We start from the raw sequence: 16,022 nt of genomic DNA on the forward strand, positions 1-16,022 counted from the left end.
TTTTTAAAAGTCTTTTTTTGAGTAAGAAGGTAGTTTTTCACGATAACTATTTAATGAAATAAGTTATGTAGCTAAGAGAAAGAAAAAGACTTCAGATCCTATTTGTTAAGAATGTATTAACATTTTTTTAACTTCGTTTAGTTCGGTTTGTTCCGAACTAAACTTATTTTTGCATCGTAAATTTTTTAATGAAGATGAATCAAGTAGAAAAGAAGAAATGTGAATTGGTTGAGAAGCTAGGGATTTTTTTAGAAAAAAAAGAACAGTTAGCTCCAGTGGCGGCAAGAATATTTTCACATATTATTTTAACAGGAAAACAAGGAACAACCTTTGAAGATTTGGTGTCTGGTCTTTGTGCTAGTAAAAGTACAATTTCAACACATCTTAATCACTTACAAGGACTAAAACAAGTAAGTTACTTTACAAAAACAGGTGATAGAAAAAAATACTTCATTCTTAATAGCGATACAATGCTAAAAGGAATAAGTAATATGGTAGAAGAATGGGAAGGAGAAAAAGAATTACATATAGAAGTTAAAGAGTACAAAGAAGATATTAATAAAACATTGAAAGAAGAAGATAAATTTGATCTTGGTTTTCATGACAGTTTTATTGAATTTTTAGATGGAGCAATAACTTCTGTAACCAAGCTAAAAGAAAAAATCATAAACCACAAACACTAATTATTATATACATAAAATGAAATATCAACACATATACGGTATTGCTATTCTTAGCATTGTTGCATTATTTTTTACAAGCTGTGAAAAAAAACAACAACAAAACCAACAGCAGATGCCCGCGCTACCTTTTCCGGTAGTTAAGGTTACTAAAAAAACAATAACTAATTATCAAAGCTACCCGGTAACTATTGAAGGAGAAGTAAATAGTGAAATAAGACCTAAGGTTTCTGGGTATGTAAAAAACGTTTTAGTAAAAGAAGGACAAAAGGTTAAACAAGGACAATTGTTGTTTAAGTTAGAAACACAATCATTAAGTCAAGATGCTGAAGCAGCAAAAGCAGTTGTAAACACGGCAAAGGTAGAAGTTAATAAGCTAAAACCATTAGTAGAAAAAAATATTATTAGTCCAGTACAATTAGAAACAGCCAAAGCCAATTTGGCACAAGCTAAAAGTACATATAATAGTGTTATAGCTAATATTAACTACGCAAATATAAAAAGTCCTGTAAACGGATTTGTGGGTTCAATTAACTATAGAAAAGGAGCATTAGTAAGTGCACAGAGTGCAATGCCGCTTACAAAAATTGCTTCTATAAAAAATGTGTATGCTTATTTTTCAATGAATGAAAAAGAGTTTTTAAACTTCATTGCCTCAGCAGAAGGAGCTACGATGGATGAGAAAATTAAAAAACTACCTCAAGTAAAATTATTACTAGCAAACGGAAAAGAATACGAACAAACAGGAACTATTGAAACCATTGCTGGTGATATTAACCAACAAACAGGAACTATTAGTTTTAGAGCGAAGTTCGATAATAAAGCCAGCTTATTACGTAACGGGAGTAGTGGTACAATCTTAATACCTAAAGTACATAACGATGCATTAGTTATACCTTCAGAATCTACATTTGAACGCCAAGGTAAAGTATACGTTTATACAGTGAACAATGATTCTTTGGCTGAAAAAACTATTGAAGTTGAAGCGCAAATAGGAAAACTTTATGTAGTTGCATCTGGATTGTCAAAAGAGCAAACCATTTTAGGTAAAGGGTTAAATAAAGTACGCTCTGGAGCAAAAATTAAACCTGTTCCAACACCTTTAGATAGCATAGTTAACTCATTCGATACGGTATTTAAATAATAAAGAAAATCATGTTACAAAAATTTATAGAGCGTCCGGTACTCTCTACAGTAATCTCTATTATCATAGTAATATTGGGGGTACTGTCATTAACACAACTACCGGTAACGCAATATCCTGATATAGCACCACCAACGGTGCAGGTTACTGCTTCTTATCCAGGAGCGAGTGCCGAAACAATTTTAGAAAGTGTTATTGTTCCTATAGAAGAACAAATAAACGGGGTAGAAGGAATGACTTATATGACTTCTACTGCAAGTAATACAGGTACAGCAAGTATTCAAGTTTTCTTTGAGCAAGGGTACGATCCAGATATTGCAGCGGTAAACGTACAAAATAGAGTTGCTAGAGCCAATGCATTATTGCCTTCAGAAGTTACAAGAGCAGGAGTTATTACTGCAAAGCAGCAAAACTCAGCACTTTTATATGCAGCTATATTTTCAACAAACCCAGAATATGATGATGTTTTTATTCAAAATTACTTGAATATAAACGTAAAACCAGAACTACAACGTGTTTCTGGAGTGGGAGCTGTAAATGTTTTTGGAGCAAAAGACTATTCGATGCGAGTATGGTTAGATCCAGCAAAAATGGCATCTTATAAGTTAGAACCTAGAGAAGTAATTGCAGCAATTAATGAACAAAGTTTAGAAGCAGCAGCTGGATCTTTAGGACAAAATTCAGGAGAATCTTTTGAGTATGTAATTAAATATAAAGGACGATACAAAACAGCAAAAGAATACGAAAATGTTGTTGTAAAGGCTTTAGGAAATGGACAATTTTTACGTGTTAAAGATGTAGCGAAAGTAGAATTAGATGCGTTTTCTTATTCATCATTATCACGTACAAATGGAAGCCCTGCACTTAACTTCGGAGTTTTTCAAACACCGGGGTCTAATGCACAAGAAATTATTGAAAATATTTATGTGAAATTAGAAGACCTAAAGAAAGATTTTCCAGAAGGACTAGATTATATTATTAATTACGATACCAATAAATTCTTAACAGCATCAGTAAACAAAGTAAAAAGCACCTTAATAGAAGCCTTTTTATTAGTATTTATTGTAGTGTTTATTTTCTTACAAGATTTTAAGTCTACCTTAATACCAGCAATAGCGGTTCCAGTATCAATTATTGGTACGTTCTTTTTCTTAAATCTATTTGGATATTCTATCAACCTATTAACCCTATTCGCTTTAATTTTAGCAATTGGAATTGTGGTAGACGATGCCATTGTGGTAGTAGAGGCGGTACATGCTAAACTGGAGGATGGAGCAGAAAGTGCTAAAAAAGCATCTATTTCTGCCATGAGTGAAATTAGTGGAGCGATTGTTTCTATTACATTGGTAATGATGGCGGTATTTGTGCCAATTACTTTTATACAAGGTCCATCAGGAGTGTTTTATGAGCAATTTGGGGTAACGCTAATGGTTGCTATCTTAATTTCTGCAGTAAACGCCTTAACATTAACACCAGCTTTAAGTGCATTGTTATTAAAACCACATAACGAAAATCATAAGAAAAAAGGCTTGTTACAACGTTTTTACGATGCCTTCAACGCAGGATTTAATGCAGTAACCAATAAATACACGCAGTCTCTAGGGTTTTTAGTAAAGCATAAATGGGTAACAGTAGGTATTTTAGGAGTAAGTGTTTTGGCAATTGTCTGGGCAAGTAATACGATACCTACAGGTTTTGTACCGTCAGAAGATAGAGGGGTAGTTTTTATGAATGCTGAATTACCAGCAGGTTCTTCATTAGATAGATCGTATGAAGTAACAGAAAAGCTATACGAGAGTATCAAAGGAATTGAAGGAATAAAAGGAGCATCATTTATTAGTGGAAGAAACTTTTTCTCAGGAGAAGGAAGTTCGTACGCAATGGGCTTTATTATTCTAGAAGACTGGAGTGAAAGAGAGAGTGATGCAGAGTCAGTGAAAAGTATAGTTGGTCAATTATTTGGTAAAGCAGCAACGATACCAGACGCGAATATCATTTTCTTTACACCACCAAGTGTTCCAGGTTTTGGTAGTGCTGATGGTTTTGAAATGCGATTATTAGATCGTGCTGCAAAACCGCTAACAGAAATGGATGCAACAGCAAAACAATTTGTTGGTTTGTTAAATCAACAGCCAGAAATAGCATTTGCTTCTAACTCTTTTGATACTGGATTCCCTCAGTTAGAATTAGATATCAATGTAGAAAGAGCTAAAGAAGCAGGAGTATCTACGAGTGCTATACTTTCAGCTTTACAAGGATATATTGGAGGTAATTACGCAGCAGATTTTAGTAGATTTGGAAAGCAATTTAGAGTTTTTGTACAGTCGTTACCTGAAGATAGAATAAATGAAGAAAGTTTAAACAGCATGTTTATAAAAACACCAAGTGGGGAAATGACACCAATTTCTCAATTTGTAAGCTTAGAACGTGTATATGGTCCGCAAACGGTAAATAGATTTAACTTATTTAACTCAGTTACTGTAAACGGAGGGGTAACTCCAGGGTATAGTTCAGGAGATGCAATTACCAAAATAAACACATTAGCAGAAAATAATTTACCAGAAGGGTATAGTGTTGCTTACTCAGGAATTACTAGGGAAGAAATAGCATCATCAGGACAATCTACCATTATTTTTATGATTAGTATTTTGTTTGTATATTTCTTATTAGCAGCTCAATATGAGAGTTACCTATTACCATTATCAGTAATTTTCTCGTTACCAATTGGGGTAGCAGGAGCATATTATACCACTTATTTAGCAGGATTAGAGAACAACATCTATTTCCAAATTGCCTTGATTATGTTATTAGGGCTGCTAGCTAAGAATGCGATTCTTATTGTAGAGTTCGCAATACAACGTCGTAAGCAAGGAAAAAGCTTATACGACTCTGCTATTGAGGGAGCAAAAGTACGTTTAAGACCTATTTTAATGACCTCGTTCGCCTTTATTCTTGGGTTATTGCCATTAGTATTAGCAAAAGGAGTAGGTGCTGAAGGAAATAACTCTATTGGAACTGGTGCTGCGGGAGGATTATTAATTGGTACTTTAATAGGGGTATTTGTTATTCCTGTACTATTTGTAGTATTCCAATGGTTGCAAGAAAAAGTATCAAGCAAACCAGCTGTTGTTGAAATTAAAGAAGATTAATTATGAAATTTATTTTAAATAAAACTTTGGTTGTAGTCGTAATGGCTACAACCTTACAAAGTTGTTTTGTTGCTAAGGATTATGCTCGTCCTGAGTTAAAAGAAACAGAACATTTGTATAGAACAGATAATTTGCCACAAGATAGTCTTTCAATGGCAGATGTGTCTTGGAAAGACATGTTTACTGATGCTCATTTAAAAAAATATATTGATGAAGGGCTTCAAAATAACCTAGATATTCGTGTAGCACTACAACAAATGGCAGCTGCTGAAGCTTATATGAAACAAGGTAAAGCAGGATATTTACCAAGTATAGGTATTGGGGCAAAAGCTACACACCAAGAACTTGCAAAAAACAGTCAATTCGGGTCTTTTTTTAATGGTAGTATAGATCAGTACGAAATTACAGGAAACCTGTCATGGGAAGCTGATATTTGGGGTAAGATACGTAGTAATAAACGAGCAGGAAAAGCAGGTTATTTACAAAGCGTAGCGGCGCATCAAGCTGTAAAAACACAATTAGTTTCTGCGATAACTTCAACATATTATCAGTTATTGGCTTTAGATGCTCAATTAGAAGTCACTGAACAAACCATTGAAACGAGAGAAAGTAGTGTAACCACTATTAAAGCTCTTAAAGATGCTGGACAAGTAAATCAGGTTGCTGTTGATCAGAATATTGCGCAGTATAATAATGCAAAAGCACTAAAAGTAGATTTAGAAGCAGCTATTTTTAAAACAGAGAATACACTAAATTTATTATTAGGAAGAACATCAGTAGTTGTTGAAAGAAGCAAACTTTCAGAACAACAGTTGGATGAGGTAGTTAAAATAGGAGTTCCAGCAAAATTACTAAGAAACAGACCAGATATTATGGCTGCTGAGTATGGTTTAATTAATGCTTTTGAGATGACGAATGTTGCTAAAAGTAATTTTTATCCGTCTTTAACAGTAACCGCAACAGGTGGGTTTCAAAGTTTAGAACTTGATGAATTATTAAGTGCAAACTCTTTGTTTGCAAACATAATTGGAGGTTTAACACAACCTATTTTCAATCAAAGAAAAATTAAAACACAACATGAGGTGGCTAAAGCACAGCAAGAACAAGCATTATTAAGTTTTAAAAAGACCTTGCTAACCGCTGGAAATGAAGTTTCAAATGCACTTTTTGATTATAATGCGGAAACCGAAAAATTTGAATACAGACAAAATGAGGTTGAAGCTTTACGAAGAGCAGAAATGAACTCAGAAGAGTTGTTAAAAAATGGATATGCCAACTATTTAGACTTATTAACAGCAAGAGAAAGAGCTTTAAATGCTGAGTTAAATGTTATTAACAACAAATTAAATCAGTTGTTAAGTGTTGTAAACTTATATGAAGCATTAGGAGGCGGCTGGAAGTAAGAAGGTTATTATGAGTAATAGGGCAAAACTTATTAAAGTAGCCAAAGAAAAGTTTATAGCCTTTGGCAGTAAGCATACTACAATGGATGAAATAGCTGAGCTACTCGGAATTTCAAAAAAAACCATTTATGCTTGCTTCTCTTCAAAAGAAGAATTAATAATTGAAAGTATTAGGGAGCTAATAAATGAATTTAAGATTGATATAGAACCTATTCTCAAGTCTGAGAAACCAGCATTAAACAAAGTAATAGAAATATATGAAGTAGTTTTTAAGTATGTAGTAAAATTTAAACCTTCATTTATTTTTGGATTGAAAAAGTACTACCCTAATGCTTATAATGCCTACAAAGAAATTACAAAAGATGTTGTTTCCACAGATGTAATGAACCTATTAAAAGAAGCTAAAGAACAAGGAGAGATAAGGTCTAATGTAGATATTGAATTATTTAGTAAATTATATTTAAGTGGGTTAGAGAGCCGTTTGTTTGACTCTGATAATTTGTTTAGCAATTATTCAAAAGAAGTGTTGTTAGAATATATGATTGTTAATAATTTAAACTCTCTAAAACCGACTAAGTAAATACACAAGTTTTTGTGGTTTTTGATAAGAAGTGTCATGTAGTATGTTATCATCTCTACAAGGCACTTTTTGTTTTGAAAAAACGATTTATAGTTGGAAAAAGAAACAATATTTTTGACGTACTTTTGTGAAAAAGAAACAGAAATTGTTTAAAAATATAACTACATATTTATTGCTTAGCATTGTAACCCAGTTTTATAGTCAAGATAAAACAGGTTCACAACTTTTAAATACCCAAAAAAAAGCAGAAAGTTATTTAGAAAAATTACAAGAAAACTATACAGAAGGAAATTACAAGCTTCATAAAATCTATAGTGATTCTTTATACAATATTTCTAAAAAGAACAATCTAAAAGCTTTACAAGTAAAAGCAATGGTTAATCAAGCAATAAGCTTAAATATGCAAACAAAATATGTAGAAGGTATAGTACTGTATAAAAAAGCATTAATTATTGCTAAAACAGTACCAGAAAGCAGGCAGGTTGAAACTGTTGTATTAGTTAATTTAGGAAATATATACAATAATGTAGAGCTTTATGAAAAGAGTATAGAAACCATGAAGATGGTATTAAAGCAAGCGGCTTATACTAAGAAACCAAAGTTAATAAAAATGGCTGCATTGAATGGATTATCGATAAGTTATTCAGCTTTAAATAAAGAAGAAAAATCATTGCTATATGCTGAACAAGTAAGAGAAATAGGAGAAGAAACAGGCAATGAAAATATTATTTTAACATCATTAAACCATATTAGCAGTTCGTATTATAAATTAGGAGCATATCAAAAATCTATTGAAACAGCTAATAAAGCTAAAAAGTACAAGGCTTTTGAAAAAAACACTAGAGTAAAAGCATGGCTTCTAGTCAATTTAGGGGTTGCAAATTTAAAACTAGAGTTTTACAGTAAAGCAGAAAAATGCTTAAAACAAGCACTAAATATAGCTTCTGAAAAGAATATAGAAGAAATAGAAATGATATGTTATAAAAATCTTACCACAATATATCAAAAGCTAAACAAAACAACAGCTCATTTAAGTACAGAAAAGAAGTATAACAAGAGCCGAATAAGCTTTCTTAAGAATCAAAAAAAAGCTATAACAGAAGAACTAAAGGCAGAAATTAAAGCAAAAGAAGAAACTATTTCAGCACAAGAAGATACAGAAGCTTTACTCTCAGAGCAGCAAAAAACAACCTTGTGGTTTAGTGTGTTTTGCATGATTGGTTTAGGAGGGTTGTTTTGGATTTACATAAAAAAGAATGAGGAGAAAAATGCTGTTAAAGAAACAAAAGAGCAAGCAGAAAAAGTAATACAAGAAAAGTATAAAAACTCCTCATTATCAAAAGAAAATAGAAGCTCTTACAAACAAAAAATATTAAAGGAAATTGAAGAAGAAAAAATATACTTAAACCATAACTTAACACAAGCAAATTTTGCCGAAAAGTTATCATTAAGTAGTCATCATTTATCTGAAGTATTTTCGTTTGAATTTGATAAGAATTTTTATCAACTCATCAACTCATATCGAATTAAAGAAGCCAAGGAAATATTACAATTATCTACAAGCAAAGATTACAAAATACTTGCTGTTGCTTACGATTCTGGTTTCAAAAGCAAAACTACTTTTAACCGTGTGTTTAAAGAACAAACGGGTTATACTCCATCAGAGTACCGAAAAAAACTAATAAATTAGGTTCCACTCTTTAGAATGATACCTCTATAACATCAAACGGTTATATCTTGCGCCCTATTACTTAATATAAACGATATTATTAAGTAGTACTTAGCTATTATTTTTTATACATGAAGATTCAGTTTGAGTTGGTAATATTATCAAACAAACAAAAACATATTAAACCATTATGTAATTGTTGGGTAGTTTTTACTTCATGTGATATATAAAAAAAAGATGCTTGATTAAAATAGAAGGGTTAAAAATTATATTAAAAAGAATGAAGGAATTTATGTGTAAACTTTTAAGAAGTAGTTTAGTAGTACTTTTTTTTATTTTAAGCAGTCAGTTGTTTTCGCAGTCGTTCACATCTTTGTGGAACACGGCAAATATTAGTACAGGATCTTCTGGAGCTAATGAGATAAGAATACCAACTAATCCAGCTTATACTTATTCATACACCGTTGATTGGGGTGATGGAAATATTGACTCAAACGTAACAGGAGACATTACCCATACCTATGCCACACAAGGAACTTATACAATCAAGATAGATGGTACGTTTCCTGCAATCTATTTTAACAATGCTGGAGACGTTGACAAAATTATCGAGATCTTGTCTTGGGGTACTATTCAATGGCAAAGTATGGAAAATGCATTCTACGGATGTGAAAACCTAAATTTTGATGCCATAACTCCACCAGATTTAAGTCAAGTTACTAGTTTACGAAACACTTTTAAAGATTGTTCATTATTTAATGGTATTATGAATGGCTGGGATATGAGTACTATAACAGATATATCAGGGTTGTTTATGAATTGCGAAATTTTTAATAGGCCTTTAGATCAGTGGGACACTTCTAATGTAGTGGATATGTCTTACACTTTTTATGATGCAAGCAATTTCAATGAACCGTTAGATAACTGGAATACATCAGCGGTAACTACTTTAGAAAATTTTTTATACAGTGCACGTAAATTCAATCAAAATATTAATAACTGGAATGTGGCCAATGTTGTTAATATGGAAAGAGCCTTTTATTATACGAGTGCATATAATCAACCAATGAATAATTGGAACGTTAGTAACGTTACTAATATGATTGATACATTTAAAAGATCTAGTTTCAATAGGCCAATAGATAGTTGGAATGTTAGTAAGGTTACAACGATGAAAGGTATGTTTAGTCGATCTAACTTCAATCAGTCTTTAAGTACTTGGGATGTAAGTAGTGTTGTTAATATGTCTCAGATGTTTTTAAGTAATCGAACTTTTAACCAACCTATAGATAGTTGGAATGTTAGTAATGTTACTAATATGTCAGGTATGTTTGACGGATGGCTTGGAAGAACTGTTTTTAATCAACCTATAGGTAATTGGAATGTTAGTAATGTTACTGATATGAGTTATATGTTTAGAGATAATTCAGGCTTCAATCAAGGTATAGGTACTTGGAATGTTAGTAATGTTACTAATATAAGAGGAATGTTTGAAGGAGCTATTGTTTTTAATCAGGATATTAGCTTGTGGGATATTAGTAAAGTAACTAGTATGGAAAGTGTTTTTGAAAGAACGGAAGCTTTTAATCAACCTTTAAATACTTGGAATGTAGGTAATATTACTAGTATGCGTAGCACTTTTCAGAGAGCAGAAGCTTTTAATCAATCTTTAAGCAATTGGGATGTAAGTAATGTTACCAATTTTCAATATATGTTTGATAGAGCTACATCCTTTGGCCAAGATATAAGCGGTTGGCAAACAATAAATGCTAGAAACATGTCTTATATGTTCAATCAGGCTACCTCATTTAACCAAAACATAGGAGTCTGGGATATATCTAAGGTTACAAACATGACAAATATGTTGTCAAATAGTGGAACCTCTCAAGAAAACTATGACAATATTCTTATAGCTTGGAGTGCCCAAGCAGTTCAAACCAACGTTAACTTAGGGGCCACCAACCTTAATTATTGTGACGCTTTAAACCAAAGGCAAAATTTAATAGACAACAATGGGTGGGTTATAACAGGAGATATTGTTAACTGTTCTTATGTATTATGTACCCAAATAACAATGCCGCAAGCAGGAGATACACAAGTACCTGCAAACAGTGATATTCGTTGGAATTTAGTTCCTAATGCTACAGGGTATAGAATTAGTGTAAGAAGAGAAAATGGAGGAAGTACCCAGGTTATATATAATAATGAAGATGTAGGGAATGTAGTTGGTGTAGACTTTACGAATGAATTTGTAGCAGGAGATACCGTATATGTAACAGTTGTTCCTTATAACGATGAGGGGCCAGCTACAGGTTGCCAAGAAATTAGTTTTACGGTAATAGAAAGTTGGGTAAATAGTCCTGAAGCGTTCAAACTTACCTATGACACAAGTATACAATCGTCATTTACGACACCAACTAATCAATTAAAAATAGAAACAAATTCAGGTTATCCAGATTACCTTACTTACAATTATTCTATTGATTGGGGTGACGGACAGTATGATAACAATGTTACAGGAGATATTACCCATACATACCTTATCCCAGGTATTTATACAGTAAGCATTATTGGTGTTTTTCCTTCCCCAAAGCATGAAACTATTGGAGATTCTGACAAGTTATTATCTATAGATCAATGGGGTACTCAAGTTTGGGAAAGTATGCACGAAGCTTTTGAAAGTTGTGCAAATATGGAGTACAGTGCTACAGATATTCCTATTCTTAGTAATGTAACGGATATGGAGAGAATGTTTAGTTCATGTAGGAAATTTAATGGAAACATAAATAATTGGGATGTAAGTAATGTAACCAATATGCGTGGTATGTATAGTGGAACTTCAATTTATAATCAACCACTTAATAATTGGGATGTAAGTAATGTTACTAATATGAACTATATGTTTGGTAGTGCATCAGAATTTAATCAAGACATTGGAAATTGGAATACAGGAAATGTTACCAATATGGGAGGTATGTTTCAGAATGCAGAAGTATTTAATCAGAACCTTAATAATTGGAATGTTAGTAATGTTACCACTATGAGTAGCATGTTTGAAAGAGCAGAAGCTTTTAATCAACCTTTGAATAATTGGGATGTTACTAGTGTTACTGATATGTCTGAAATGTTTAATGGTTTTATTTCAAACATGGCTTTTAACCAAAATATAGATAATTGGGATGTAAGTAGTGTTACCGATATGTCTGAAATGTTTCAGAGGTGTGTTGATTTTGATCAGCCATTAAACTCTTGGAATGTAGGTTCTGTAATGAACATGACTTCTATGTTTGAAAGTGCAAATGTCTTTAATCAACCACTAGATAATTGGAATGTATCTAAGGTTACTAGTATGGAAAGTATGTTTCAGAGTGCTAGAGCTTTTAATCAAAATATAAACTCTTGGAATGTAACAAACGTAACGAACATGAGTTACATGTTTTACAATGCTCAAATGTTTAACAAGCCGTTAAATTCTTGGGATGTAAACTCAGTAGTTAACATGTCAGGTATGTTTCGAAGAGCTGAGGGATTTAATCAACCCTTAAATAACTGGGATGTAAGTGCTGTTGCTAATATGAGTCAAATGTTTCAAGACGCTATAGCTTTTAGTCAGCCATTAGATAGTTGGAATGTAAGTTCAGTTACGTTAATGCCTTCTATGTTTGAGAGTGCTACAGCTTTTAACCAAACTTTAGATAATTGGAATGCTTCTGTGGTAACAAACTTTGAAGCAATGTTTAAAAATGCAGAAATATTTAACCAACCTTTAGGAAACTGGAATACAGGCGAAGCACAAACAATGGCTGAAATGTTTTATGGAGCGTCTGCATTTAACCAAGATGTTAGTAATTGGAATGTTTCTTTTGTAACCACCATGCAAGAAATGTTTCGAGGAGCAACATCTTTTAATCAGTCATTAAACTCTTGGAATGTAGCATCTGTAACTAATATGGAAGGAATGTTTCAAAATGCAAATGCTTTTGATGGAACTATGGCAAGTTGGAATATTAGGAGAGTAACTACCATGAAAGATATGTTTAATGGAGCGACTAGCTTTAATCAACCTATTAATAATTGGAGGCCAACAGCAGTAACGAACATGGATAGAATGTTTCAAGGAGCAAGTTTGTTTAATCAGCCTTTAAATCAATGGTTGTTGAATACTGTATCAATGAATGGCATGTTTAATAATGCTATAGCCTTTAATCAAGATTTAGGTGATTGGAATATTAGCGGTGTAACAAATATGCAAAACATGTTAGATAATACTGCTCTTACTAGAGTAAATTACGATAATACGCTTATTGCATGGTCTGAACAAACGCTAACACCTGGAATAAATTTAGGAGCAAATACACTCCCATATTGTGATGCTGTAGAAGAAAGACAATCAATGATAGATAATTTTGGATGGTCTTTTACTGGTGATGTGTTAGACTGTCCTATTCCAGAGTGTACACAATTAACAGCTCCTTTACATGGAGAAACTGATGTTCCTGTAAACACAAATCTTATTTGGGAACCTGTTTTATACGCACGCGAATATGCTTTAACAATTAGAATTGAACCTTCTGGAACCGTAATAAGTGAAACTGTTGTAAACGCTACTACTTATGAGTTTACATCAGATTTTACAGGAGGAGAAACAGTTTATGTTACTATTGTGCCTTCAAACGAAAATGGAGATGCAGTAGGACCTTGTGTAGAAGAAAGCTTTACGGTGTCCACAACTCCATCAACAGTACCAAGTTGTAGCACTTTGACCTTGCCACTTGCTGGTAGTACAGATGTATCTGTTAGTACAGATTTAGAATGGGATGTTATAAGCAATGCAGATGGATACAGACTTACGGTAGGAACTACTTCAGGAGGAACAGATATTCTTAATAATATTGATGTAGGAAATAATACAGTATACAATTTACCAACAGATTTACCAGAAGACATCGATGTTTTTGTAACTATAATTCCTTATAACGACGAAGGAGAAGCAATAAGCTGTGGAGAGGAGTCTTTTAAAACAGAGCTTATTCCAGTGCCACCTACTTGTACAAGTTTAGTGAACCCTATAAATGGTTCAACGGGTGTTCCGTTAAATACTGATATTTCTTGGAGTGAAATTACAGAAGCAACAGGGTATTTAGTAAGTGTAGGAACTACTCAAGGAGGGATAGAGGTAGTGAATAGTATTGATGTAGGAAATACTACTTTGTATAGTTTTACTCATGACCTACAAGCAAATAGAATACATTATGTTCGTATAATTCCATATAATGATGTGGGAGATGGCATAGGTTGTGTAGAGGAAAGTTTTACTACGGGAGACACAGTTCTAAGTGCACCAAATTGTGCCACAATCACAGTTCCAAGCAACGGAGCAACGAATGTTAGCGTTAGTACAGGAATAAATTGGGATGCAGTAACTGATGCCGATGGATATTATATATCAATCGGAACAACTTCAGGCGGAACAGGTATTATAAACAATGAAGTAGTAACAGGAACGAGTTATACTTTAGCTAGTGATTTACCAGAGAACACGACAATTTACGTGTCAGTAACACCGTACAATTCGGTAGGAAATGCTGCAGGGTGTTCAGAGATTAGTTTTACTACGGAAATAGTATCAACCGCACCAAACTGTACCACAATCACAGTTCCAAGTAACGGAGCAACCAATGTAAGTGTTAATACAGGAATTAGTTGGGACGCAGTAACTGATGCCGATGGATATTACGTGTCAATTGGAACAACTTCAGATGGAACCGATATTGTAAACAATGAATCAGTAACAGGAACAACATACAATCCTACGAATAATTTACCAGAGAACACGACAATTTATGTGTCAGTAACACCGTACAATTCAGTAGGAAATGCAACAGGGTGTTCAGAGATTAGTTTTACTACGGAAATAGTATCAACAGCACCAAATTGTACCATAATCACAGCTCCAAGCAACGGAGCAACGAATGTTAGTGTTAGTACAGGAATAAATTGGGACGCAGTAACTGATGCCGATGGATATTATATATCAATCGGAACAACTTCAGGCGGAACCGATATTATAAACAATGAAGTAGTAATAGGAACGAGTTATACTTTAGCTAGTGATTTACCAGAGAACACGACAATTTACGTGTCAGTAACACCGTACAATTCGGTAGGGAATGCTACGGGGTGTTCAGAGATTAGTTTTACTACGGAAATAGTATCAACAGCACCAAATTGTACCACAATCACAGTTCCAAGCAACGGAGCAACAGATGTTAGCGTTAGTACAGGAATAAATTGGGACGCAGTAATTGATGCCGATGGATATTATATATCAATCGGAACAACTTCAGGCGGAATAGATATCATAAACAATGAAGTAGTAACAGGAACGAGTTATACTTTAGCTAGTGATTTACCAGAGAACACGACAATTTACATGTCAGTGATTCCATACAATTCAGTAGGGAATGCTACGGGGTGTTCAGAAATTAGTTTTACAACAGAAATGGTATCAACAGTACCAAACTGTACTACTATTACAACTCCAAGTGATGGAGAAACTAATGTAGCAGTCGATACAGATATTACTTGGAATACTGTCTCTGATGCAGATGGGTATTATATATCGATTGGAACAACTTCAGGCGGAACCGATATTGTTAACAATGAATCAGTAACAGGAACAACATACAACCCTACGAGCAATTTTCCAGAAAACACAACAATTTATGTATCAGTATTACCATATAAGTCGGGGGGCTTAGCAACGGGCTGTGGTGAAGTTCGTTTTACCACAGAAACCGTTGCAATTATACCTAATTGTACTACGATTACTGTTCCAACCAATAGAGAAACAAGCGTAAGTGTTAATACAGGAATTAGTTGGGACGCAGTGGCAGATGTAGATGGGTATTATATATCGATTGGAACTACTTCAGGCGGAATAGATATTGTAAACAATGAATCAGTAACAGGAACAACTTACAACCCTACGAGCGATTTTCCAGAGAACACAACAATTTATGTATTAGTGATACCGTACAATTCAGTGGGGAATACTATGGGATGTTCAGAAATTAGTTTTACAACAGAAGTAGGTTCAATAGGAAAAACCAAATATGGTTTTTCTCCAAACGATGATGGGGTAAATGACTTTTGGGAAATAAAAGGAATTGAAGAACATCCTAACAATACCGTAACTATTTTTAATAGATGGGGAGATATGGTATTTCAGACAAAAGAATATGATAATCAATTTAATGTTTTTAGAGGAGTTGCCAATAAGTTAACAAGTATGGGAGGTGATAAGTTACCATCTGGAACATATTTTTTCAGTATAAAAATTTCAACAGAAGGGAAATCAAAAGAAACAAAAGGGTTTTTAGTTTTAAAAAGATAGA

At 33.3% G+C, this 16,022-nt stretch carries 7 protein-coding genes; all 7 read left to right on the forward strand.

The features are described from left to right. The first annotated feature begins 188 nt into the window (after positions 1-188). Positions 189-683 carry a GbsR/MarR family transcriptional regulator gene (locus C7448_RS13340; RefSeq protein ID WP_115901884.1) on the forward strand — a complete coding sequence of 165 codons (495 nt, stop codon included), beginning with the start codon at positions 189-191 and terminating at the stop codon, positions 681-683. Positions 684-699: 16 nt separating this feature from the next. Further along, positions 700-1,824 (forward strand): efflux RND transporter periplasmic adaptor subunit, encoded by a 1,125-nt coding sequence (locus C7448_RS13345; protein ID WP_115901886.1) that lies wholly within the window; start codon positions 700-702, stop codon positions 1,822-1,824. Positions 1,825-1,835: 11 nt separating this feature from the next. Next, positions 1,836-4,973, forward strand: coding sequence for an efflux RND transporter permease subunit (locus C7448_RS13350; protein WP_115901887.1), 3,138 nt, complete (start codon positions 1,836-1,838; stop codon positions 4,971-4,973). 2 nt (positions 4,974-4,975) lie between these two features. Then, a complete protein-coding gene (locus C7448_RS13355; RefSeq protein WP_115901888.1) occupies positions 4,976-6,376 on the forward strand; it encodes an efflux transporter outer membrane subunit in 1,401 nt (466 codons plus the stop codon). 10 nt (positions 6,377-6,386) lie between these two features. Continuing rightward, the gene (locus tag C7448_RS13360; RefSeq protein ID WP_115901890.1) at positions 6,387-6,956 is read left to right on the forward strand and encodes a TetR/AcrR family transcriptional regulator; all 570 of its coding nucleotides are present in this window, start codon (positions 6,387-6,389) and stop codon (positions 6,954-6,956) included. Positions 6,957-7,083: 127 nt separating this feature from the next. Further along, positions 7,084-8,646 carry an AraC family transcriptional regulator gene (locus tag C7448_RS13365; protein ID WP_211321920.1) on the forward strand — a complete coding sequence of 521 codons (1,563 nt, stop codon included), beginning with the start codon at positions 7,084-7,086 and terminating at the stop codon, positions 8,644-8,646. 220 nt (positions 8,647-8,866) lie between these two features. After that, complete coding sequence (locus C7448_RS13370; RefSeq protein ID WP_115901894.1) at positions 8,867-16,021, forward strand: BspA family leucine-rich repeat surface protein; 7,155 nt, start codon at positions 8,867-8,869, stop codon at positions 16,019-16,021. Position 16,022 lies beyond the last annotated feature (1 nt).

Origin of the sequence: Tenacibaculum gallaicum, assembly GCF_003387615.1 — a bacterium.
Lineage (GTDB): Bacteria > Bacteroidota > Bacteroidia > Flavobacteriales > Flavobacteriaceae > Polaribacter > Polaribacter gallaicus.